24 protein-coding genes and 1 tRNA gene are annotated in these 22,903 nt (G+C 65.2%); 14 read left to right on the forward strand and 11 right to left on the reverse strand.

The window, feature by feature from the left end:
- Positions 1-13: 13 nt before the first annotated feature.
- A complete protein-coding gene (locus EYS21_RS17990) occupies positions 14-277 on the forward strand; it encodes a DUF4235 domain-containing protein (RefSeq protein WP_131134597.1) in 264 nt (87 codons plus the stop codon).
- A 25-nt stretch (positions 278-302) separates the two neighbouring features.
- Here EYS21_RS17990 and mnhG read toward each other — a convergent pair whose 3' ends face one another.
- From mnhG to EYS21_RS18020, 6 genes are read right to left on the reverse strand one after another with little or no spacing between them, the layout of a single operon-like run.
- Positions 303-713 (reverse strand): monovalent cation/H(+) antiporter subunit G, encoded by a 411-nt coding sequence (mnhG, locus tag EYS21_RS17995; RefSeq protein ID WP_131134598.1) that lies wholly within the window; start codon positions 711-713, stop codon positions 303-305.
- Positions 703-981, reverse strand: a complete 279-nt coding sequence (locus EYS21_RS18000; protein ID WP_131134599.1) for a monovalent cation/H+ antiporter complex subunit F — start codon at positions 979-981, stop codon at positions 703-705. The genes mnhG and EYS21_RS18000 overlap by 11 nt, the downstream gene beginning before the upstream one ends.
- Positions 978-1,523 (reverse strand): Na+/H+ antiporter subunit E, encoded by a 546-nt coding sequence (locus EYS21_RS18005; RefSeq protein ID WP_131134600.1) that lies wholly within the window; start codon positions 1,521-1,523, stop codon positions 978-980. Before EYS21_RS18005 ends, EYS21_RS18000 begins: the two co-directional genes overlap by 4 nt.
- Positions 1,520-3,124 (reverse strand): Na+/H+ antiporter subunit D, encoded by a 1,605-nt coding sequence (locus EYS21_RS18010; RefSeq protein WP_131134601.1) that lies wholly within the window; start codon positions 3,122-3,124, stop codon positions 1,520-1,522. The genes EYS21_RS18005 and EYS21_RS18010 overlap by 4 nt, the downstream gene beginning before the upstream one ends.
- Entirely contained in the window at positions 3,121-3,732 is a 612-nt protein-coding gene (locus EYS21_RS18015; RefSeq protein WP_131134602.1) for a Na(+)/H(+) antiporter subunit C, read from the reverse strand. The genes EYS21_RS18010 and EYS21_RS18015 overlap by 4 nt, the downstream gene beginning before the upstream one ends.
- Positions 3,729-6,734 (reverse strand): Na+/H+ antiporter subunit A, encoded by a 3,006-nt coding sequence (locus EYS21_RS18020; protein ID WP_131134603.1) that lies wholly within the window; start codon positions 6,732-6,734, stop codon positions 3,729-3,731. The genes EYS21_RS18015 and EYS21_RS18020 overlap by 4 nt, the downstream gene beginning before the upstream one ends.
- 193 nt (positions 6,735-6,927) lie before the next feature.
- On the opposite strand from EYS21_RS18020, the gene EYS21_RS18025 reads away from it, so the two are divergent.
- The 3 genes from EYS21_RS18025 (at position 6,928) to EYS21_RS18035 (ending at position 10,104) form a co-directional block, all read left to right on the forward strand.
- Positions 6,928-8,331 (forward strand): MFS transporter, encoded by a 1,404-nt coding sequence (locus tag EYS21_RS18025; protein WP_131134604.1) that lies wholly within the window; start codon positions 6,928-6,930, stop codon positions 8,329-8,331.
- 103 nt (positions 8,332-8,434) lie between these two features.
- Entirely contained in the window at positions 8,435-8,917 is a 483-nt protein-coding gene (locus EYS21_RS18030; RefSeq protein WP_131134605.1) for a TrkA C-terminal domain-containing protein, read from the forward strand.
- A gap of 5 nt (positions 8,918-8,922) precedes the next feature.
- On the forward strand, positions 8,923-10,104 hold the full coding sequence (locus EYS21_RS18035; RefSeq protein WP_131134606.1) for a cation:proton antiporter: 1,182 nt from the start codon (positions 8,923-8,925) through the stop codon (positions 10,102-10,104).
- Positions 10,105-10,200: 96 nt separating this feature from the next.
- Here the strand turns inward: EYS21_RS18035 and EYS21_RS18040 are convergent, their stop codons facing one another.
- Together EYS21_RS18040 and dcd are read right to left on the reverse strand one after the other, a co-directional pair.
- On the reverse strand, positions 10,201-10,899 hold the full coding sequence (locus EYS21_RS18040; protein ID WP_242633487.1) for a very short patch repair endonuclease: 699 nt from the start codon (positions 10,897-10,899) through the stop codon (positions 10,201-10,203).
- Positions 10,900-11,289: 390 nt separating this feature from the next.
- Positions 11,290-11,865, reverse strand: coding sequence for a dCTP deaminase (gene dcd / locus EYS21_RS18045; RefSeq protein WP_131134608.1), 576 nt, complete (start codon positions 11,863-11,865; stop codon positions 11,290-11,292).
- A 112-nt stretch (positions 11,866-11,977) separates the two neighbouring features.
- On the opposite strand from dcd, the gene EYS21_RS18050 reads away from it, so the two are divergent.
- Complete coding sequence (locus EYS21_RS18050; protein WP_131134609.1) at positions 11,978-13,687, forward strand: CAP domain-containing protein; 1,710 nt, start codon at positions 11,978-11,980, stop codon at positions 13,685-13,687.
- A 54-nt stretch (positions 13,688-13,741) separates the two neighbouring features.
- Here EYS21_RS18050 and EYS21_RS18055 read toward each other — a convergent pair whose 3' ends face one another.
- On the reverse strand, positions 13,742-14,185 hold the full coding sequence (locus EYS21_RS18055) for an SRPBCC family protein (protein WP_131134610.1): 444 nt from the start codon (positions 14,183-14,185) through the stop codon (positions 13,742-13,744).
- Between the two features lie 384 nt (positions 14,186-14,569).
- On the opposite strand from EYS21_RS18055, the gene EYS21_RS18060 reads away from it, so the two are divergent.
- The 5 genes from EYS21_RS18060 (at position 14,570) to EYS21_RS18080 (ending at position 17,865) form a co-directional block, all read left to right on the forward strand.
- Positions 14,570-15,523, forward strand: coding sequence for a hypothetical protein (locus tag EYS21_RS18060; RefSeq protein ID WP_131134611.1), 954 nt, complete (start codon positions 14,570-14,572; stop codon positions 15,521-15,523).
- A gap of 76 nt (positions 15,524-15,599) precedes the next feature.
- Complete coding sequence (locus EYS21_RS18065) at positions 15,600-16,493, forward strand: hypothetical protein (protein ID WP_131134612.1); 894 nt, start codon at positions 15,600-15,602, stop codon at positions 16,491-16,493.
- A gap of 37 nt (positions 16,494-16,530) precedes the next feature.
- Positions 16,531-16,968, forward strand: a complete 438-nt coding sequence (locus EYS21_RS18070) for a type II toxin-antitoxin system antitoxin SocA domain-containing protein (RefSeq protein WP_131134613.1) — start codon at positions 16,531-16,533, stop codon at positions 16,966-16,968.
- On the forward strand, positions 16,968-17,441 hold the full coding sequence (locus EYS21_RS18075) for a hypothetical protein (protein ID WP_131134614.1): 474 nt from the start codon (positions 16,968-16,970) through the stop codon (positions 17,439-17,441). Before EYS21_RS18070 ends, EYS21_RS18075 begins: the two co-directional genes overlap by 1 nt.
- A gap of 350 nt (positions 17,442-17,791) precedes the next feature.
- Positions 17,792-17,865 (forward strand) — tRNA-Gly (locus EYS21_RS18080).
- Between the two features lie 37 nt (positions 17,866-17,902).
- Here EYS21_RS18080 and EYS21_RS18085 read toward each other — a convergent pair.
- Positions 17,903-18,280 carry a hypothetical protein gene (locus tag EYS21_RS18085; protein WP_131134615.1) on the reverse strand — a complete coding sequence of 126 codons (378 nt, stop codon included), beginning with the start codon at positions 18,278-18,280 and terminating at the stop codon, positions 17,903-17,905.
- A gap of 200 nt (positions 18,281-18,480) precedes the next feature.
- Here EYS21_RS18085 and EYS21_RS23470 point away from each other — a divergent pair, with 200 nt between their 5' ends.
- Together EYS21_RS23470 and EYS21_RS18090 are read left to right on the forward strand one after the other, a co-directional pair.
- Positions 18,481-18,621: a hypothetical protein gene (locus tag EYS21_RS23470; protein ID WP_165478350.1), complete on the forward strand. Its 141-nt coding sequence runs from the start codon at positions 18,481-18,483 to the stop codon at positions 18,619-18,621.
- A complete protein-coding gene (locus EYS21_RS18090) occupies positions 18,618-19,772 on the forward strand; it encodes a N(5)-(carboxyethyl)ornithine synthase (RefSeq protein WP_131134616.1) in 1,155 nt (384 codons plus the stop codon). The genes EYS21_RS23470 and EYS21_RS18090 overlap by 4 nt, the downstream gene beginning before the upstream one ends.
- Positions 19,773-19,811: 39 nt before the next feature.
- Here EYS21_RS18090 and EYS21_RS18095 read toward each other — a convergent pair whose 3' ends face one another.
- Positions 19,812-21,179: an MFS transporter gene (locus EYS21_RS18095; RefSeq protein ID WP_131134617.1), complete on the reverse strand. Its 1,368-nt coding sequence runs from the start codon at positions 21,177-21,179 to the stop codon at positions 19,812-19,814.
- 182 nt (positions 21,180-21,361) lie between these two features.
- Between EYS21_RS18095 and EYS21_RS18100 the strand changes: the two genes are divergently transcribed.
- Both EYS21_RS18100 and EYS21_RS18105 read left to right on the forward strand, forming a co-directional pair.
- Positions 21,362-22,216, forward strand: a complete 855-nt coding sequence (locus EYS21_RS18100; protein ID WP_131134618.1) for a LysR substrate-binding domain-containing protein — start codon at positions 21,362-21,364, stop codon at positions 22,214-22,216.
- A gap of 271 nt (positions 22,217-22,487) precedes the next feature.
- Positions 22,488-22,706, forward strand: a complete 219-nt coding sequence (locus EYS21_RS18105; protein ID WP_242633488.1) for a hypothetical protein — start codon at positions 22,488-22,490, stop codon at positions 22,704-22,706.
- The last annotated feature ends 197 nt before the right edge of the window (positions 22,707-22,903 follow it).

Raw genomic sequence — 22,903 nt, forward strand, 5'->3', positions numbered from 1 at the left:
AGGAGGCACGGGAATGAACTTATTCATCAAGCTGCTGGGCACGGGCATCAGCCTGCTGGCCGGATTCGCCGGCACCAAGGCCGTAGACGCGATCTGGGAAAAGACCACCGGCAACAAACCGCCGAAGGGCGGGCACGACGACGTTCCCACAACGCTGCGTTCCGCGCTGACGTTCGCGCTGATCTCCGCTTCGGTGAGTGCAATCATCCAGGTCCTCGCCAACCGGGGCACCCAGCGTGCCATCACCCGGTTCGCGAAGAGCCAGGACATCGTCTAGACCGCAAGGAATTGCCGGGCTGCAGTCAGTCCGGCCGGCCGCCGTCGGAAGCATCCTCCCGGGAAGCTTTGGCGGCGGCTTTCTGCACCACGGCCTCCAGCTCATCGGAGCTGAGCAGCTCACGGTGCAGGTGCTTGGTGCGGTAGCCGGCCCGGCCCACCATATGCGCGGACACGGGCACGGTGAGCAGCTGGAAGATCCAGGCGACCAGCAGCACCGGCCACACCCACCACGTCCGCATCTGCAGGCCGATGGAGGCCAGCAGCAGGAACAGTCCCAGGACCTGCGGCTTGGTGGCGGCGTGCATCCTGCTCAGGAGGTCCGGGAACCGCAGCAGGCCCACGGCGGCGGCCAGCGACATCAGGGCCCCCACGACCATAAAGACGGCGGATACGGCGTCGATGACGGTGTCCACGGCGGTGGGCTCAGGATTCATGGGGCTGCTCCCGCCGGTCGGCCACAAAGCGGGCCACGGTCACCGATCCGATAAAGCCGATGATGGACAGCGCCACCAGCAGCATGAGGTTGTTCAGGTGCCTGTTCACGGCCATGTCGATGCACAGGGCCGCGCCGAGGATGGCCAGCAGCACGTCCGAGGCCAGCACCCGGTCCAGCAGCGAGGGACCCCGCGCGATCCTGATGATGGCTCCCGCCGCGGCGAGCGAAAGAATGACTGCCGTGACAGCCAGGACAATCTGCATCATGCCGCGGCCTCCTGCCTGATTGCGTCCAGTTCCTGCCGGGTGCCCATGATGCGGATCAGCCCGGCCTCGATGTCCCTGACTTCCCGGCGGAGCTTCTCCACATCCTCGGGGGTGCTGAGGTTGAGCCCATGGAGGTAGAGGGTGGACGTTGAGCGGTCCACCTCCACCACCAGGGATCCGGGGATCAGGGAGATGACGTGCCCGGTGGCGGTCACCATCAGGTCCTCGTGGCTCCGCAACGGAACGGCGACGACGGCGTTGGTCACCGTGGGTCCGCGGACGGCCGCCAGGTACATGACCTGGAAACTCGCGGCCACCACCTTGCCCATGAAGGAAAGCGCGAAGGGCACGGCGTGGAGGATGTTGAAGCGGCCGCTCAGGTCCACGGGCGGAAGGTAGAACATCCGGGCCACCGCTACGGCCAGGATGGCGCCGAACAGGAGGTTGCCCGGGCTGAAGTCCTGCCACAGCGCAGCCCAGACGATGACCAGCCAGACCAGGAGGGGCAGCTCCTGGCGAAGGGAGATGCGCCGGCGGCTCATTTGCCTCCTCCGGACGTCAGGATCAGGGGCACGGCCGTTTCTTCGCCCAGGACCGCCTGGATGTAGGAGGACCGGTCCAGCATGTCCCGGGCGGCCTGGTCAGAAACCTTGAACAGCGGGCCGGCGAAGACCGTGAGTGATACGCCCAGCAGGACCAGGCCGAGGGTGGAGCCCACCATGGTCCGCGGCAGCAGCGTGACGTTGTTGCGTCCGCCGCGGCGGCCGGTGTCGGAGGTCTCGCGCGGGGCAAGGAGCACGGGGTCGGGATGTTCGGCGTCGGAGGGTTTGCGCCAGAACGCGCGGTTCCAGACCCTGGCGACGGCCAGCAGGGTGAGCAGGCTGGTGAGCACGCCGCCGATCACCAGCCCGTAGGCCAGTGGCGTGCCGAGCTCGATGCCTGCCTGCATGAGGCCCACCTTCCCGAGGAACCCGGAGAACGGCGGGATTCCCGCCAGGTTCATGGCCGGGATGAAGAACAGCAGCGCCAGCAGGGGCGAGAGTTTCGCCAGGCCGGCCAGCCGGTCCACGGACGAGCTGCCGCCGCGGCGTTCGATGAGCCCGGTGACCAGGAAGAGGCTGGTCTGGATGGTGATGTGGTGGGCCACGTAGAACACGGCCGCGCCCAGTCCGGCCACCGAGGACATGGCCAGGCCGAACACCATGTAGCCGATGTGGCTGACGAGGGTGAAGGAGAGGAGACGTTTGATGTCGTTCTGGGCAAGGGCGCCAAGGATTCCCACCAGCATGGTGAGCAGTGCCGCCACCATGAGGGGCGTGTTGAGGGAGTCCCCGGGGAACAGGAGCGTCTCGGTGCGGACCATCGCGTAGACGCCCACTTTGGTAAGCAGGCCGGCGAACACCGCTGTGACCGGCGCGGGCGCCGTGGGGTAGGAGTCAGGGAGCCAGAAGGACAGCGGGAACACGGCGGCCTTGATGCCGAACGCCACCAGCAGCATGACGTGCAGGAGGGTCTTGGTGCCCGGGTCCAGGTCCGCGAGCTTGAGAGCGAGGTCTGCCATGTTCACCGTTCCGGTGGCGCCGTAGACCATGGCGATGGAGATGAGGAACAGCACCGAGGAGACGACGGAGACCACCACGTAGGTGACGCCGGCGCGGATCCGGGGGCCCGTGCCGCCCAGGGTCATCAGGACGTAGCTTGCCGTCAGCAGGATCTCGAAGCCCACATACAGGTTGAAGAGGTCCCCGGAGAGGAAGGCGTTGGACACACCCGCCACCAGGATCAGGTACGTCGGGTGGAAGATCGACACCGGGGCGTCCTGGTCGCCGTCGGCCATGCCCTGCCCGGTGGCGTACACCAGCACCGCGAGGCTGACCGCGGAGGACACCACCAGCATCAGGGAGGAGAACTGGTCCACCACCATTACGATTCCCCAGGGCGGCAGCCAGCCGCCGATGTTCACCGCGGCGGTCCCGCCCTCCCAGACGGACGCCAGGAGCAGGCATTCGAGCGCCAGGGTGAGGGAGAGCAGCGCGATGCTGACCGTGCGCTGCGCCCTCGAGTGCCGGATCAGCACAAAGGTCAGGGCGGCGCCCAGGATGGGAAGTACGACGGCGAGCGGGGCAAAGCTTGCGATGTTCACTTCACACCTCCTTCTGGGCCTGGGGTGACGTTTTGTGAGCCGGGCTGCTCTTCGGCGGCGGCGTCCTCGGCGGCGATCTTCGTGTCGCCGGCCTGGACGGTTCCTCCGGCGGTTTCCTCGCCGCCTCCGGCCGGGGTGTGGTCTGACGCCGTGCCGTGGTCGGACACGGAGCGCCCGTCGCTGCCGAGCATGGTCAGCGGAAACTCGGAGGTCTCCATGGGGATTTCGGCGTCGTCCTCGGCGTCGAAGCTGGGCGTCTCGGCGACGCGGAGGTCTTCGAGGTCGTCCTGGATCTCATCCTGTTTGGCCAGGACCCAGGTCCGGTAGATGATGCCGAGCATAAAGGCCGTCACCGCGAAGGAGATGACGATCGAGGTGAGGATCAGCGCCTGCGGAAGGGGATCGTTGTAGTCCTGGGCGGGTGTGTCCTTGGCGTAGAACGGCGCCAGCCCGGCGTACCCGCCCGTGGCGAGGATCAGCAGGTTGGTGGCGTTGGCGAGGAGCATCAGGCCCAGCAGCACCCGGGTGAGGCTGCGTTCCAGGATCAGGTAGATTCCGCACGCGTAGAGGGCCCCCATCACGGCCAGGAGGGTCAGGTTGACGCTCATGCTTGGCCCTTTGCTGTGGTTTCGGCAGGGACACCCTGGGGTTCCTGTTCCTCGGCAGGAGCCGTGGCCTGCGCTTCGAAGTTCTCGTCGATCTCGGCGCCCAGGCTGCGCAGGACGTCCAGCACCAGGCCCACCACCACGATGTAGACGCCGATGTCGAAGATGGTGGACGTGACGAACTTGATGTCGCCGAAGACCGGCAGCCACAGTTCGATGATGGCCGTCTGGAAGACCTGGCCGCCCAGCAGGAGCGGCACAACCCCGGACGCCGCCGCCGTCGCGAGTCCGATGCCCAGGAGGGTTCCGGCGCTGATGGGGGTGGCCTCCCGCAGTTCAAAGCGGCCGCCGGCGAGGTAGCGGATGGTCAGCGCCAGGCCGGCCGTGAGTCCGCCGGCGAAACCGCCGCCGGGCAGGTTGTGCCCCGCCAGCAGCAGGTACAGGGAGAAAATGATCATGGAGTGGAAGATCAGACGGGTGACCACTTCGAAAATGATGGAGCGCCGCTCGGGGGCCAGGGTCCGGCCGGCCACAATCCAGGCGTCGCGGGTGGACGCGGCGAACTTCCGGCTGATGGCCAGGGCGGCGGCGTCGCGGGACCCCGGGTCGACGCCGGTGTGCCGGCCCACGGTGCCCTCGGCAACGTCGGAGGACATCTGGATGCGGTCGCCGCGGCTGCGGACGAAGATCAGGCTGGCAACACCGGTGGCGGCCAGCGCCAGCACCGAGATTTCACCAAACGTGTCCCAGACGCGGATGTCCACGAGGGTCACGTTGACGATGTTCAGGCCGCCGCCGCCCTCGTAGGCGAGGCGCGGGAACTCGAGGGAGACGGGCGTGGCAATCCGGGAACCCATGGCATAGATGGCGGCGAAGATCATGGTGACGCCGAAGCCCAGCCCGATGATGACGCGCACCACCCGGTACTTGCCGCCGGTGCGGTCCCGGAGTTCGGCGGGCAGGCTGCGCATGGCCAGGACAAAGGCCACCAGGATGATGGTTTCCACCAGCATCTGGGTCAGGGCCAGGTCCGGGGCGCCCTGCAGGGCGAACATCAGGGCGATGCCGTAACCCGTGACGGACACCATCAGCACGGCGAGGAACCGCTTGTTGGCCTTGACGGCGGCGAGGGCGCCGATCACGATGCCCGCGGCCGCCACCAGCTGCAGCGGCGAATTGGGGTCGATGAAATACAGGTTGTCCGGGAGCGGCTTGTTGAACACCAGCATGGTGGAGAGCGGAAGGACGCAGGCAACGGACAGGATGACTGCCAGATAGAAGTACAACGAACCACGCTGGGTGCGGCCGGTGATCCAGACGGCGGTGTCATCCAGCGCCCCGATGGTGTGCTGGTAGGCCCGGTCCGCGTCGATCCAGGCCGGCACCCGGTCCTGCGCCCGCGCCACGAGGGTGCGGCCGAAGTACATCGCCAGGCCCAGGGCAAACGTCAGCGCCGTCAGGCCCAGGGCCGGGGTGAAACCGTGCCACAGCGCGAGGTGCCCGGCCTGCTCGGCCGGTGTTCCGGCGTCGGGCGCGGTGGAGGCGAACAGCGCGGCGTACGGCTGGATCCATTCATCCACGGGTGCCGGCCACAGCCCGTACACGATGGTGAGGAGGCTGAGGAGGGCGGGGGCGGCGAGGAAGGACGGCCTGACCGCCTTGAACGGGGTCCGGTCGACTCCCGGTTTGGAGGCGAAGGCGCCCCACATAAAGCGGGCGCTGTATGCGAACGTCAGGATGGAGCCCAGGACTATGCCTGCGAGCACCAGCATGCCCCACGGACCGCTCTGCGCGTGGTGGACGAAGGCTTCGAGCACCGATTCCTTGGCCACGAAACCTGCCAGCAGCGGGACGCCGGCCATGGACGCGGCGCCGATGCCGGCGACGATTCCCAGGGCGCGGGACGACGTGAACACGCCGGACAGCTTCCGGACGTCGCGGGTCCCGGACTGGTGGTCGATGATGCCCACCACCAGGAACAGCGTTGCCTTGAACAGGCCGTGCGCCAGGAGCATCGCGAGTCCGGCGAGCGCGGCGTCCGGGGTGCCCAGGCCCACCACCATGGTGAGGAAGCCCAACTGGCTGACGGTGCCGTAGGCGAGGATCAGCTTGATGTCGGTCTGGCGGAGCGCCCGGTACCCGCCCACCAGCATGGTGGCCAGCCCGAGCCCCAGCACAACGGGCTGCCAGTACGTGGTCTCAGCGAAGCCCGGCGCCAGCCGTGCCACCAGGTAGATGCCGGCCTTCACCATCGCTGCGGCGTGCAGGTAGGCGCTGACCGGGGTGGGTGCCGCCATGGCCCCGGGGAGCCAGAAGTGGAAGGGGACCAGCGCGGATTTGGTGATCGCACCCACCAGGATGAGGACGACGGCGGCGGCCACCGTTGCGCCGGCGGGCCCGGCTACCAGCTCGGGAGCCTGTGCCAGGATCGCCGAGATCCGGTACGTCCCGGCGCTGTAGCCGAGCATGATGAGGCCCACCAGCATGGCCAGTCCGCCGGCGGTGGTGACCATCAGCGCCTGCAGCGCGGAGCGGCGGGCCGCGAGGCGGGTGCGGGCGAAGCCGATCAGCAGGTAGGACAGGATGGTGGTGAGTTCCCAGAAGATGAAAAGCAGGAGAAGGTCGTCCGCCACCACCAGGCCGAACATGGCCCCGGCGAACGCCAGGAGCTGCGCGCCGAAGCCGCCGAGGTCCTGGTCCTTTTTCTTGAAATACCGGGCGCAGTAGACCAGCACGAGCGCGCCGACTCCCAGCACCAGGAGCGACATCACCCAGGCAAGGGCATCCAGCCGGAAGGCGAACTCCAGCTTGAGCCCGGGAATCCAGGGGAACACCTCGGAGACAAAGCCGGAGTCCGAATAGACCGCTCCGTACTGCAGGACCAGCCAGAGGAACGAAACCGCGGGGACAGCAGCCAGCGCGTAGAACGCGTTCCGCCCCCAGGCCCTGAACAGAAACGGCGCCACAGCAGCCACCGTAAAGTGCACGGCAAGAACTGTGATCACTGGTATCTCCGCAACGTCAGGGATTCGATTGTCAAAAGTAAGAGCAGGCGGTCATTCGTAAGATTTCAGTGCCCACAGTTTATCAAGGTGCAACAGGCTCTCCTGCCGCGCCGGGCGGGAGGCGGACCAGGTTCGGCGGGTGTCCGGGGTATCGTCCGCCGGTTGTTCGCCACGGGCGGATACCATTCAGCCTATGAACACCGCCAGCGCTCCCGAGGCCATGCAGCCGTCGTCGGAACTCGAAGCCGGAAGCCACGCCACCAGCAAGGGCCGCGTCCTGGCCTGGGCCTCCTGGGACTGGGGATCGGCCGCCTTTAATGCGGTGATGACCACGTTCGTGTTCACCGTGTACCTGACCTCCAACGCCTTCGGCGGCGAGGACCAGGCCTCGGCGGTCCTGGGCGGTGCACTGGCCATAGCCGGTTTGGCCATCGCCCTGCTGGCCCCCGTGACCGGACAGCGGTCGGACGCGGGCGGGCGGCGCAAGCTGTGGCTGGGAGTCAACACGGCCGCCGTCGCCATCCTGACCGCACTGTGCTTCTTTGTATTCCCGCGGCCGGAGTTCCTGCTGCTGGGTGTGTCCCTGATTGCGCTGGGCAACGTGTTCTTCGAGTTCGCCGGCGTCAACTACAACGCCATGCTGGCGCAGATCTCCACGCCGGCGAACATCGGCAAGGTCAGCGGCTTCGGCTGGGCCATGGGGTACCTGGGCGGCATCGTGGCACTCCTGGTTGTCCTGCAGCTGTTCGTGCAGCCGAGCTTCGACTGGTTCGGCGCGTCCAAGGAGGACAGCCTCAACATCCGCCTGGTGGCCGTGTTCTCGGCCCTGTGGTTCTTCATCTTCGCGCTGCCGGTCCTGTTCGCGGTCCCGGAACTTCCGCGGCCCAGGCAGGCCAGGCCTTTGGGCTTCCTGGCCTCTTACGGCCTGCTGATCCGCCGGATCAAGGCCATCTACGCCACCAGCCCGCACACCATCTACTTCCTGCTGGCCAGCGCCGTCTTCCGTGACGGCCTGGCTGCCGTCTTTACCTTCGGCGGTATTATCGCGGCCGGCACCTTCGGCTTTGCGCTGCCACAGGTCATCTTCTTTGCCATCTTCGGCAACGTGGTGGCGGCCGTGGGCGCCGTGATCGGCGGCTTCCTGGACGACCGGGTGGGGCCCAAGGCCGTGATCATCGGTTCGCTGGTGGGCCTGCTGATCGCCGGAACGGCCATCCTGGTGCTGGGCAACGGCGACTACGTCTTCTTTGGCACACACTGGGCCGGCAGCACCACTTTCTGGGTCTTCGGGCTGTTCCTGTGCCTGTTCGTCGGCCCGGCGCAGTCCTCCTCCCGGGCGTACCTGGCGCGGCTTGCTCCGCATGGCGAGTCCGGCGAGCTCTTTGGCCTGTACGCCACCACCGGCCGTGCCGTCAGCTTCCTGGCGCCGTCGCTGTTCACGCTCTGCATCGCGCTGGCCACGCCCCTCGTGGCACAGGGTGAGGCGCAGCGCTGGGGCATCCTGGGCATTATGGTGGTGCTGCTCGCCGGCCTGCTGGTGCTCCTGCCGGTGAAGTCGCCGGACAAGGCCCCCATCGCCGTCGTCCCCGCCACCTAAGCCGAAGCACCCTCCAACCAGCGCGAACGTACACTTGGGGCCCCGCGTCCGCGTCTTGTGCGGCGGACGCCCCAAACCGCCGCGCGCGGATTAGGCTGGAGCTATGAACGTGGATGAGACGGACCTCCCCGGCCTCGGCCGGCGGAAGGATTTTATGACCGCTTCAGGACGCCGCATCGGCGTTGTGGAGCTGCGGGAAGGCCAGACGGAGCTGATCGTCTCCACCTGGGATGATCCCGACACGTGCCAGGCATCCATTCCCCTGACCGGGGATGAAGCCGCCACCCTGGGCAACCTCCTGGGCGGACAGCACCTGGCCATGAAGCTGACGGAAGAGCACAAGGAAATCCCCGGCATCGTGACCCGGCAATTCTCCATCGCTCCGGATTCCCCGTTCCAGAACCAGCCGATGGGCAAGGCGTGCATCCGCACCCGTTGCGGTGTCTCCATCGTGGCGATCATGCGGGAAGGCGAGGTGCTCCCGTCGCCGGGTCCCGACGTCGTACTCCACTCAGGTGATCTGCTCATTGCCGTCGGTACGCAAGAAGGCCTCGACAACGCGGCCGATATCCTCCGCAACGGATAGCCGACATGGACCCGCTGGCCCTGACCCTCATCGAACTGGGGGCCGTTGTGTTCTGCCTTGGCCTGCTGGCCAGGCTGGCCGGACGGATCGGAATGTCCCCCATCCCGCTGTACCTTGTGGGCGGTCTCGCCTTCGGCGCGGGCGGGGTGGTCAAGCTTGAAGGCATGCAGGAATTCGCCCACCTCTCGGGTGAGATCGGTGTCATCCTGCTGCTGCTTATGCTCGGATTGGAATATACGGCTGCCGAGCTTTTCACCGGTCTGCGCAGGTCCTGGCAGGCCGGTGTTCTTGATCTTGTGCTGAACTTCGTGCCCGGCGCCGCACTGGCGCTGCTGCTGGGCTGGGGCATGGTGGGCGCGATGGTGATGGGCGGCGTCACGTACATCTCGTCCTCCGGCATCGCCGCGAAGGTGATCACGGACCTGGGGCGGATCGGTAACCGCGAAACGCCGGTGGTGCTGTCCATCCTGGTGTTCGAGGACCTGGCGATGGCCGTCTACCTGCCCATCCTCACCGCCACCCTCGCCGGCGTGAGTTTCCTGGGCGGGCTGACCACGGTAGGCATTTCCCTGGCAGTGGTCACCGTGGTCCTGATGGTGGCGCTGCGGCACGGCCACCGCGTGTCCCAGGCCGTCCACAGCGAAAACTCGGAAGTGTTCCTGCTGAACCTGCTGGGCGCGGCGTTGCTGGTGGCCGGCGTGGCTTCGGCGATGCAGGTGTCAGCGGCGGTGGGGGCGTTTATGCTTGGCATCGCCATTTCTGGCGCCACGGCCCATAACGCCACCCGCATCCTTGAGCCGCTGCGCGACCTGTTCGCGGCCATCTTCTTTGTGGCTTTCGGGCTGAACACTGACCCGACGTCCATTCCCCCGGTGCTGGGCTGGGCCCTGGTCCTGGCCGTCATCACCGCCGCCACCAAGATGATCACGGGCATCTGGGCCGCCAAACGGGCCGGCATCGCCCGTCCCGGACGTTTCCGTGCAGGTGCGGCGCTGATTGCCCGCGGCGAATTCTCCATCGTCATCGCCGGCCTGGCGGTTGCCTCGGGCGTGGTCCCGGACGAACTCGCCGCGCTGGCCACCGCCTATGTGCTGCTCATGGCCATCATGGGACCGCTCGCCGCCCGGTACGTCGAACCGGCACTGAAGGCTTTCAGCCGCCCGGCCGGGGTGCCCGCGCAGGCTTAGGCCGCGCCGCGCACCCGCCAACCTGCGCCCCGGCTACCCCCACTTGCGCCGAGGGGTGAGATCTCGGCGCTATGGCAAGGGCTATCCGCCGAGAGCTCACCCCTCGATCCGCAATCCCGCCCTGACAAGCGCGTCCAAGACCCTGTGAGCGCAGCCGTCGTGCCCCCACGTGCGGACGTGGCCGGCCGTGATGGTCACGGAAATCCAGCCGACGGCGGCAAGGGACTCATCACGGCGGATGTCGGACTCGCGCTGCCGCTCCTGGAGATGGTGGCGCCCGTCGTAATTGACCGCCACTCTGAAGTCCGGGAAGGCGATATCGGGCCATGCCAATTCCCCGCCCGTGGGGTCCAGCACCACGTAACAGAGGACAGGCTCAGGCAGACCCAGCCGTCCAAGGGCGAGCCGGAGCCGGGTCTCCGGCGCGGAGTCCGACCCCACCCGGCAGAGCTCCAACGCACGCCGGGCCGTGCGGATGCCCCGGGCTCCCGGGTTGGCAAGGACCTGATCGTGGAGCTCGGCAAGGGAGCAAAGGGCTTCCTTCCTGGGTCCGAAGCTGCGTGACTGGCTGCAGATGAAGTGGTCGGCCGCGACCACGAGGTCTTCAAGACCCAATACCGACGCCAGGTCCAGCCACGTCCGCGATGGCGTGGTGACCGGAACGCCGTCGAGCTTTCCGACGTCAGTGGGCCTAAGCATCAGTTTGTGCCCGGCAACTCCCTTGCGCACCGGGCGGGTTCCACCGGCCATCTTTGCCAGATGGATGCGGAGGTCGTTCTGCACGACCAGGGGCATTGGGCAGCCCCAGAGCATCGCGGCCGTCCCAAGGCAGCATACGGACCCGGGCGTCAGACACGTGAGTAACGCACAGGTGTGGTGGAGTGGCTGCGCTTCACCCCAGGGAACGCGCACGCCGCGGCTGGCGACCCGTAGGTCCCGGCGCCATGCACGTTCCGCCGGCATGCCGGCGTCGCGCTGTTGTTCCAGGGTGAAGGAACGTCCGGAAAGGTGCGCTGGAAGTTGTGATGGCCGCCGCATAGGCAATTGTTGGCACAACCGGAACAGGCCAGGCCGGTTTTCCACAATGGGGAGGAAGAGTGCGGCCAACCCGGGGCGCCGAGGGGTGAGCTCTCGGCGCTAAGCCGGGGCGATACCGCCGAGATCTCACTCCTCGGCGGCGGGGACCTAAATCTCGGTGCGGTGGAAGTTCAGGTGGCTGCGGCTGGCGGTGGGGCCGCGCTGGCCCTGGTAGCGGTTGCCGTATTCGCCGGAGCCGTAGGGATGCTCGGCGGCGGAGGTCAGCCGGAAGAAGCACAGCTGGCCGATCTTCATGCCTGGCCACAGCTTGATGGGCAGCGTGGCCATGTTGGACAGCTCCAGCGTCACGTGGCCGGAGAACCCGGGGTCGATGAACCCGGCAGTGGAGTGCGTCAGCAGGCCCAGCCGGCCCAGGGACGACTTTCCTTCGAGGCGCGCAGCGATGTCATCAGGCAGGGTGACGGCCTCATACGTGGAGCCGAGCACAAACTCGCCGGGGTGCAGGATGAAAGGTTCCCCGGTCTCCACTTCCACCAGGCGGGTCAGCTCGGGCTGCTCTTCCGCGGGGTCGATGTGCGCGTATTTGTGGTTGTCGAACAGCCGGAAGAAGCGGTCGATCCGTACGTCCACCGAGGACGGCTGGACCATCGCGGAATCGTACGGTTCAAGGACAATCCGTTGGGAGTCTATTTCGGCACGAATATCGCGGTCAGAGATCAGCACGCCTCCCAAAATACCGCATCCATTGTTACCACCGTGCGCCGGGTCTAATGTTGCCTCAGAATGACAGCCGCCGGATGGTCTCCCGGTTGGTCCGAATGAGCTGGGGATTGTCTTGAGAAAATTTGCATCGCCTGCGATTGTTGCCCTGTTCTGCGTCGTGGCGCTGGCGTCCCCCGGCGCCGGAAACCCGGCGGATTCCACCCAACAGCCTCCCGGCCAGGCGGTGAGCGCCACGGACCCCCGGGCGGTGACCCTGGGGCCGGCGTTATGGGCGGACGACGGCGGAGCGGCCTTGCCGGACAGCGGCACCGGTGCGGGGCTCGCCCCAGCCGTGGAACCGGGCATACGCCCCGCTTCCCCCGTACGCGAAGCGGGCTCATCCGCAACCACGGCAGAGACGCTGACCGCTCCGGCGACGGCTGAGTCGCTCCCTTCGGAGCCCGTAGCACCCGAGCCCGGTTCCATTCCGCCGTTATGGGCTCCGGACGCCGAACTGGCCCAGCCCACGGCCACGCCTTACAGCGAGTCGACAACAGCAGCTCCGGCGACGGAGGCCCTGGTGCCGGACAGCAACACGGCCGCCATCCTGACGGTCTTCAACCGGATCAATGAATACCGGGCATCCAAAGGCCTGGCCGCGGTGAAGTACCACGCCACCGTGGCCGGCATGGCCCAGGAGTGGTCCAACAACATCGCCACGCGGGAGGTCATCGAACACCGCGCGAGCTTCTGGACCGATCCGCGTGCGCTGAACCCCAACAACGGCGCCGGGGAGGTCATCGCGGTCCGCTGGGACAGGGATGCAGCGCAACTGGTGGAGTGGTGGAAGACCTCACCGGGCCACAACGCCATGCTCCTCGATCCGCGCTTCAACGTGATGGGTGCCGGCATCACGTACACCGACGGCAACTGGCAGACCACCCCCAACCGCTACACCCTCTGGGGCGTCGTCAACTTCTTCGGCTACACCACGCTGCCGGCGGGAACCACCACCGCCCCGGGCGGAAGCCCGGAACTGCCTCCGCCGACGCCAAGCGCCTGCGATGCCTCCGGCAAGCACATGCCACCCACCCTGGACCTGGCCAACGCAGCCATCACCGGCCCGGCCGATCTCGTCACCATCAACGCGTCCGGCCAACTGATCAACCGCCCCTCCACCGGCAACAGGACCTACGGGAGCGCAAAACAGATCGGATCCGGCTTCGGTACCGCCAAGGAAGTCTTCATCACTGACTGGCAGCGGGACGGCGCCTACGATCTCCTTACGCAGTGGGCAGACGGCAGGCTCACACTGCATCCCGGAATCGAAGGCGGCGGCTTCGGCGCTGTTGTCACCCTTGGACAGAGTGGCTGGGCCGGGATGACGCTCGCCGTCGGAGGCTGGTGCGCCAATAACCGGCTGCCCCAGATCGTGGCCAAGGACAGCGCCGGCTACGTATATCTGTACCCGAACAAGGGACTGGCCGACCTGTCAGCACGCACCCTGATGGTCAGCGGCGTCAGCGCCGGCAGGCTGGGCATGGTGGACTACGACGCCGACGGGTTCCAGGACCTCCTGGCCCTCCAGAGCACCGGCGCCGTCCTGCTCTACCGCGGCGCCGGGACCCCCGCCCCGCGTGCAGAAGCCCGGGCCACCGTGGCCACGGGCTGGCAGGATGTCACAGGAATCCGGCCGCTGAAGGATGTCACGGGCCTGAACTCCACCGGCGTCGCCCTGCGCCGGGCCAACGATGTGGTGCAGTACTGGGATCTGACCGGCGGAAGCCTCGCGTCGCCGTCGAACATCGCGGGAAGCTGGTCAGGCCAGCGCCTCGCACAGTAGGGAGGGACGCTTCGGGCTGTGACGCCGTGGAACGCCCGACGCCGGCAATCCGGCTTAAGTGGCCGGCTGGAGTTCCAGGACGTTCTTGAGCCGCTCCAGCTGGGCCACTTCGGCCTTCATGGTCCGCTGGACCACCGTGTTCAGCAGGCCCTTGAACCCCTTCGGCTGGAACTCGAGGGCGAACCTGACCCTGGTTCCGTCCTGCTCGGTGCTGAGGTAGTACCCGCCCGCCGGCCTGGCCGGCCCGGCGATGACCTGGAACTGTATTTCTGCCCCTGGCCGGGCCTGCGTGATTTCGAAGTCCCCGGCAACGGGCCGCCCGGACCGGCCTGCCAGCGTCTGCTGGTACACGGCGCCTTTAGTTCCGGCGGCTCCGGCGGCCAGGCCGATGCTCCGGATCCCGTCCCGCCACTGCGGAAGATTCAGCCCGTCAACCAGGAACGTGTAAACAGCCATCGCGTCACGACGGATGAGTACCTCGTGCTCTGCGAATGCCATGGGAATCCTTTGTTTGACGTCTAACCTTCGATAGCCCGCCTCCCCCATGACACCGCAGCTATCCGGTTCAGAGTAGCCAGTCGTTTCGCCGCGCACCTAGCTACGGACGGGTACGTTATTGAAGAGTTACTGGATGACGCCGGTGCCGCCGCAGACACGATGCGGGCTCAGTGCCGCCGGTGACGGCGGGGCGGCGCAACAGCGCTAAGCTAAGTTCTGCCCCGCCCGAATCGGGGCACTGCGGCTGGGACTGGTCAATAATCCCAACAGCCCTCAGAACACGCGACAGGCTAAACCCGACCAAAACGCGAAATGCTCGTTTTGGGAACGCGTCACTCAGTCCTAAGCAGAACAGACAGCTACGTTGTCTGGCATTCTGTTGAGATGACCCTCGATTCTTGGCTGCCGTTTGGCATGCACGAAGACCCGCAGAAGCTCTACACCGCCCTCCATGACGGAGTACCTGAATGGATGGAAAAATCCATGAGAGCTTGGCAGCACGAGTTTTTGCTAGGGCTTTTCGAGGAATCGGATTCCGCCTTGAGCCGTCTACACAAGTTGGAGCATCAGTTGCGCACAGCCGTGAAAGTGCCTTCCAACGTATCCTCCTACGGTCTAGCAGATGCCGTCATCTCGGAATTCGTTTGGCATGACAAGGAGCTTGTGCTGACCGACTACCTGCTGTCGATAGCTGATTTAGAAAAATTGGGAGGGTGGGAACACATCCGGAAGGAGATTCAGGGTGGAAATAACCGACTCGGACGACTGGAAACAACGCTGAAGGAAGCAGGGTCAAAGTGGACTCTTGGTGTTCGTACAGCGGGAAAGCTCGGTTTGGTACAGCGCGTTCCCGAGGGCGTTCAAACAGCCGCTGACGAAACGATGCGTAGCAGCGGTCACGCAGGGAGGAGGCTAGCGGAGGCTTGGGGAGCCGCATTCGGAATCGAGCCTGACCCGGCGAAGGCTTACGGGCTGGCTGTCAAGGCAGTTGAGGATGCGGCGCTCCCCAAAGTTTCCCTAAAGCCAAATGACCACGGGACGCTCGGGTCTGTGATTCGTGTGCTGAACAGTGCCAAGTACGACGCCGCAGACTGGACCCTTGGGTTTCAACGGGAAGACAAGCACTACAGCAACGGACAAACCTTGGTTGCCATGCTAAAGACGCTTTGGTCCGGACAGACTGACCGCCACGGCGGCGACCACGAACTAGTCAACGGAACGGTGATATCGCAGGAAGCTGCTGAATCCGCCGTTATGCTTGCCGTGCCGCTCGTGCAATGGTTCTCGTCCGGCTTCGTGGTGGAGTCAGGAACCAGTACAAAACTCACACCAGAGTGATGCCGTCCAGCCGCGTCACCGCCATCAGCCAAGTCGCTCGACGTTGGTGTCAGCACTAACTGGCAGACTGTAGACCGTGACTACAGACGTATGGCGACCCCTTGGTCTTGAGCCTTCAGATTCCACCAGCTACGACGCCCTCCATGACGGCGTGCCTGCTTGGATGGAGGAATCATTCTGGGCATGGATGAAGGCCCGGTTCACCGTTTCCCGCATAGCCAGCTATGGGCAAACACTCCGAGCCTTCGACATCGCACTGCTGCGACAGGTCGAGAGAAAATGCCGCGTGAGCATTGCCTACAAAGGGACTGGGCTGAATGACGCCATGTCCTTTATCCGCGCCCGGACAGAGGAGACCAAGACGCAGTTGGTCGTCGCAGACTACTTCTTGTCCTTTCACTCGTCAGAAGCGGATCAAACACAGCTGGAAACGATCCTCCACGAGTCCGGATCGATGTGGAAGGTCGGACTACGTGCAAATAGACCGGGACTGCTTCGACGTGTCCCAGAGGGCGTGCAGGCGAGTGTTGACTCCACTATTAGCAATTCGGGACATGCTGGAGCGCGTTTGGCTGAAGCTTGGGAAGCCGTCTTCGGGCTTGATCCCGATCCCTCCCGCGCCTACGCCCTCGCCGTAAAGTCAGTTGAAGACGCCGCAATTCCCATAGTGAGTCCCCGTGACACGAATGCCACACTTGGGAAGATCAACTCACAAATTCGTAACGCTGGGGACTGGTCCCTGCCGTTGCAACGAGAAGATGAGCATGCCCCAACCAGGACCACGCTGCTGTCCATGATGAAGATGCTCTGGGCAGGGCAGGCAGACCGCCACGGAGGACACCACGACCCTGATCTGGTGATTACTCAGGAGGCGGCAGAGGTCGCTGTCATTACCGCTGCCACGCTAGTTCAGTGGTTTACGTCCGGAGCAGTAGCACGCACGGGAACTTCAAAAGCTCCCGCAAGCTGACCGCTACAATAGATAGAGATACGAAGGGGGAATTGCCATGGCAAACGTTCATGATGTGGCCGCTTACGTGCTCCAGCACGAGAACCAGATGACCACCATGAAGTTGCAAAAGCTCTGCTACTACAGTCAGGGCTGGTCCCTGGCATGGGATGGCGTTCCGCTCTTTGGAGAAGAAATTCAGGCGTGGATGAACGGTCCCGTCGTGTACGAACTTTTCGATAAGCACCGTGGACAGTTTGTGGTCAGCGAGTGGCCTGCTGGGAATGCAAAGAACCTCACAAAAGACGAGCGTGAAACTATCGACGCCGTGTACGAAACCTACGGCAAGTACAACGCTCAGCAACTCAGCGACATGACGCACAACGAGTCCCCTTGGATGGAAGCTCGCGCAGGCTTGCCAGAAGGCAGCAGGAGCAAGGCCACAATCGATTTGGATACGATGCAGGCGTACTTTGATGCGCTCAACAATCGGTAGTGGCGCGCGGCAAAGGCAAAGGTAAGTTCGCCAATCCGGGGCACGCCCCCAGTAAAAACGGGAAGACCGTACCCCAGAGTGCGCCGAAGCCCCCAGCCATTAATGAAATGCCTTTTTCTTATAGGGCTAACTTCATCGATGCCGAGTACGAAGGACTGTGGGACTGGCACCTGACCGCAGAAGAGTCGCGCTCCTTGCTACAGTTCCTTTGCGCAATGGACGGCAAGACGTGGGGAACCATCAAGTCTGAGACGGCGGGACCGAAAGGTGCAGCTAGAGCGCACTGGCAAGACGTTAGTGACCTAGTGAAAGATGCCCAGAACCGCCTTGTGGAGATCGGTCACGGCGACCTGACTCAGATTTACCGATTCCGCCTAAGCCGAAAAGAACGGCTTTGGGGAACTCTCAACAATGGCGTATTTGAAATGCTCTGGTGGGACCGTAAGCACGCCGTTCTTGAAGGTGATAACTAGCGTCCTCTTTGGGCACGCCGCGTGGGCCAGCCGCCGTTGCCGTCAGATTAATCTCGCACTGACTGCAACGGCTCCGCTAGCCTTCGCAGGATCAAGGCTTGGGGAATAGCGTTGCTGTACGGCAACGTCTTCAAGCCCTGAGACAGCCTGCCCTAGTGGCGGGTTGTCTCTCATTTAACGACCACAGCCCTTGCTCCGAAGGCACGCTGAGAGGCTCTGCACCACCAATTAGCCCGTCATGACTACGCGGTGATACGCATGTCGCGGTTCCGGGTAGTTCTCAGACTGAGGTATTGTAAATCTCGTTGTTTCAACAGGGATTAGTGACCAATTTATTGGCTAGTCCCAATGCGGCTGTAGCACAATGGCAGTGCGTCTGCTTCCCAAGCAGATGACGCGGGTTCGATTCCCGTCAGCCGCTCCACTTCACCGATCCGCACATACCGCGCACGACGCCGGAACTAGCCTTTCTTCCCCAGCCTCACCTGGCGCTCCAGCGCCTTCTTCAGCGCCGCCAGCCGGGCCGCCTCCTGTTTCCGGTAGGCACCCTCCCTTGCCCTGCAAAACATGCCCCCGAGCCCCTTCGGGGCATACTGCGCCGTGACGGTCATGCGCGTGCTGTCCGCCACCGGATACACCACGTAGGAGCAGGTGAGGGTTTCGGTACGGCTCTCCAGGTACTCCGTCCAGGACCGGTCCGGCACCAGATCGTTAAAGCGGGGCACCTGGTCCTCCTGGCCCGGCACCGCCGAACGCGCCTGCGTGTCGACGCAGAATGCGTAAACTTCCGGCCGTCCGCAGGGGATCAGGACGGTGCTGTGGATCTCGATGGTTCCCATGGTGCTGTTCCCGTGATTCCGCAAGGCCTGCCCGGCGCAGTGCCCAGAGCGTCATTTTCACACCGGGAACCTGCCGGCACCGGCACCGCCGCGCCCGGCGGCGCCCACCGGCTCCGTCCCGCAGCCGCCCCCGGCCCGTTAGGTACTGCCGTGTATCGTCAGAAGTCAGGAACCTCTTCGGTTCCGCTACAGGAGCAAACATGGCTGACAAGTCCCCGCGTCAAGCAGCATCCAAAAAAGCCGGAAAGTCCATCAAGGAAAAGCGCGCCGACAAGCGCGCAGCCGCAGCGCCGGCAAGCTCCCTGGACATCACGTCCAGCAAGGCCGCCAAAAAGAAGTGAGTGGCAGACAGACCCAGCTGAGCCTGGGAGTCCTGGCGTCCACACGGAAACCGGACGAGCGCCGCCTTCCCATCCACCCCCTGCACTTCGAGCGCATCGCCCCGGAAGTGCGCGAACGCATCATCCTGGAGCAGGGCTACGGCGAGCGCTTCGGCGTCTCGGATGACCATCTCTCCACCCTTGTGGGGAAAATGGCCACCAAGGAAGCGCTGCTGGCGGAGGCCGACGTCGTACTCCTGCCCAAACCGCAGCCGGAAGACCTCGCGGAACTGCGCGACGGCCAGGTCCTCTGGGGCTGGCCGCACTGCGTCCAGGACCGCGCCATCACCCAGCTGGCCATCGACAAGAAGCTCACGCTGATTGCGTTCGAGGCCATGAACCACTGGGCCAGCGACGGCGGCTTCGGCCTGCACGTGTTCCACAAGAACAATGAGCTGGCCGGGTACTGCTCGGTCCTGCACGCCCTCGCGCTGACCGGCTCAACCGGCGATTACGGGCGGCGCCTCAGCGCCGTCGTGATTGGCTTCGGTGCCACCGCCCGTGGCGCGGTGACTGCGCTGAATGCCCACGGCATCCACGACGTCCAGGTGCTGACCAACCGCGGGGTCGCCGCGGTGGGCGCCCCGATCCACTCGGTCAACATCGTGCAGTTTGATCACGACGCCGAAGCCCCCTTCCTGAGCCAGGTCATCACCGAGCGGGGCCGGGTTCCGCTGGCGCCGTTCCTGGCCGAAAGCGACATCGTGGTCAACTGCACGCTGCAGGATCCGAACAATCCGCTCACCTACCTGCGGACCGAGGACCTGGCGGCGTTCAGCCCGGGCAGCCTGATTGTCGACGTGTCCTGCGACGAGGGCATGGGCTTCAGCTGGGCCCGGTCCACCACGTTCGCCGAGCCGATGTTCACCATGGGCGACCACATCAACTACTACGCGGTGGACCACAGCCCCTCCTACCTCTGGAATTCATCCAGCTGGGAGATCAGCCAGGCCGTGCTGCCTTTCCTGGAGACGGTCATTGGCGGCCCGGAAGAGTGGGACGCGAACGAAACCATCTCCCGGGCCATCGAGATCCGCGACGGTGTGGTCCTGAACAAGGACGTCCTGGAGTTCCAGCAGCGCCAGGCGGAGTACCCGCACCTGGCCGTTTAGGATCCAGGCAATTTAGCGGGCCAGCCTAACGGGCCCCGCTTAGGCCGCCGCCGGCCGGTTGACGATCCGCACCGGGTGGCGGCGGTCCTTCAGGTCCACCCTGAGCTTCAGCGCCCCCTTGCGGGCAAGGACGACGCCGACTGTCAGCGCCGCGAGCGCCGGCACCCCGCCGGAGACGAGCAGCGCCACGTGCGGGTCCACGTGTTCGGCGATCCAGCCGAGCATGGGGCCGCCGATGGCCTGGCCGCCGATCAGCACCATGATGTACAGGCTCATCACGCGGCCACGGATGCCCATGTTGGAGCTGATCTGGACCAGCTGGTTCGATCCGGTAAGGAACATCAGGCACCAGAAGCCGGACAGGACCATCACCACGCTGAACCACAGCATGGACGGCGCGAAAGCGGCCAGGCACAGCATCAGGCCGTACATCCCGGCGCAGAACACCACCGAGCGGAGCCGCAGCTGCCGGCGCCTGGTGGACGCGACGGCACCGCAGAGTGCGCCGAGTGCGACCAAGGCGTTCAGCAGGCCGTAGCCGCCTGCACCGACGTCGAACACGTGGTCCGCGAAGGCTGCCAGCAGCACCGGCAGGCTCATGGCGAAGACCGCGATGAACCCGGCCATCAGCCATGGCCAGTAGATGGTCGGCTTGCTCAGGGCGTACTGCAGCCCCTCGCGCAGCATGCCCTTTTTCTTGGGCGCCGGGGTGCTGACGAACAGCTGGTCCTTCCGCAGGAGCAGCAGCATGGCGACAGTTGAGCAGCAGGCCAGCGCATTCGCGGCGAAGGCCCACCCGGCACCGACGGCGGTGAGCATCAGGCCGGCAAGCGCCGGGCCGATCAGCCCGCCCAGCTGGAAGGTGGTGGAGTTAACGCTGATGGCGTTCCGGAGATACTTCGGGCCCACCAGCTCATTGACGAAGACCTGCCGCGCGGGCTGGTCCAGCACGGTGACCAGGCCCAGCACCAGGGCGATGACGTAGACGTGCCAGACCTGCACCGCGCCCGTGAGGGCCAGGACGGCGAGAGCCGCGGCGAGGACCCCGGCCATGCACTGGCAGACAATGAGAATCTTCCGCTTGGCGAAACGGTCCGCCATCATGCCGCCCCACGGGCCCAGGAGGAGCGAAGGCATGAACTGCAGCGCCACGGTGATGCCCACGGCGGTCACCGAGCCGGACAGTTCCAGGACCATCCAGTCCTGGGCAATCCGCTGCATCCAGATGGCGATCACCGCCACAAAATGGCCGATGGCGAAGATGCGGAAGTTGGGCACCTTCAGGGAGATGAACGTGTGCTTCCAGGGGAGTCGTTCACTGACGACGGCGATGGGCTGGGTTTCGGAACTGGCGGAGTCGATGACGGGCTGGCTGACGGTTGCCGACGATGGCGGTGGGGGTGCCACAGGGGTGTCCTCAAGTAAACGGGCGGGATGGGATGCCCTTAACGCTAGGCTGACAACGCATGATTATGTAGGGTTATTGTGTCTATAACTCGCATTGCGGAACGTAATGGTCCTGCCCTGGGCCCGCTTCAGGCGGCCCGGACAAGCTGCCCGCACCAGCCAGCCAGCCAAGGGAGCCACCCGTGTTCGAACCCGCCCAGCTCCGCTCCTTCCTCGCCGTGGCGGAGACGCTCAGTTTCACCAAGGCGGCAGAACGGCTGGGGCTCGCGCAGCCCACCGTCAGCCAGCACGTGCGGAAACTGGAAGCAGCCGCCAAGCGCGTCCTGGTCACGAGGGACACCCGCGACGTCCGGCTGACAGACAACGGGGATGCCATGGCCGGGTTCGCCCGCACCATCCTCTCCGCCCACGATGCCGCCTCACGCTACTTCTCCGGCTCCGCCATGCGCGGCCGGCTGCGTTTCGGCACCGCCGACGACCTCGCCATCACGGGCCTGCCCCGGATCCTTCGCGAGTTCCGCCAGATCTACCCCCAGATCAACCTCGAACTCACCGTCGGCCAGAGCGACCAGCTGTACAAAAGGCTCAACGCCGGCCAGCTGGACCTGGTGTTCGTGAAGTGGGTGGCCGGAGCCAAGGACGGCACGGTGGTGCAGCATGATTCCTTCTCCTGGGTGGGGCTGGAACAGACGTCGCTGGAGCCCGGAAATCCGGTGCCGCTGATCGCGTACCCCTCCCCCAGCCTCAGCCGGAAACTGGCCATCGACGCCCTGGAATCCCACGGCCGGACCTGGCGGATCACGTGCACCACCCGGCAGATCAGCGGCGTGCTGGCCGCGGTCAGGGCCGGGATCGGCGTCGCCGTAATGCCGTCGTCGCTGGTCCCGGAGGACCTGAAAATCATCACCCGGCGCTTCGACCTCCCGCCGGTGGGGGACGTCGATTTCACCCTGATCCGCAACCCGCTGGCCAACGCCGAAGTCATCGACGCACTGACCCAGGCCATCGTCGGAAGGACCCTGAAAAAGTCGGCCTAGGGCGTCCCGGCGCCTCCCCAATCCGAGCGTCAGGGCGGTGCCTTCGCCAAAAACCATTGATGCCGAAGCCCGCATCGCCTATGCTGGATTCCCATGGGTCAAGCAGAGGCCGGTTTTGACACAACGAGCGCGCGCCTGCAACCCATGGGCCGGTCGCGCTCGGGATAGGCAGCCAATGAAGACAGCCAGTAACTCCCATCTCCACTCAGCACCACCACGTCCGCACACCGCACGGCCACAGGTCTCACACCATTCCCATTTTGGGGCAGGAATGCCCACGGCCGAGTCCGAGTACGTCGGCAAGCCCACCTGTGACAACTGCGGCACGGACGAATTCATCTATCTGGAGTCGTACATTCCTCCGGTTTACCGGCGTGACGGGGCGGTCAGGACACTGGGCGAAGTCGCCTACACCTGCACCCGTTGCGAACAGTTCTCCGCCCACAGCGTTCCCGCGTCGTGGACTCCCCCGGGCTGGTACCTGGGCTAACTTCCAAGGTCTTAGGGCTCGCACCACACGCAGCCGACCCCCTACTACAGCGAAAGGCCCGGCGGCCACCCTTGGATTCTAGGGGTCGTTGCAACACCTGTTGGTTAGGTGGTTAGTAGTAAATCACGTAAACGCTCGGCTGGAGTTTTCCAGCCGAGCGTTTTGCGTGGGCGTCCGTTGAGTTCCTGCGCGACGTG

The sequence above is a fragment of the Arthrobacter sp. S39 genome (genome assembly GCF_004320525.1).
Lineage (GTDB): Bacteria > Actinomycetota > Actinomycetes > Actinomycetales > Micrococcaceae > Arthrobacter.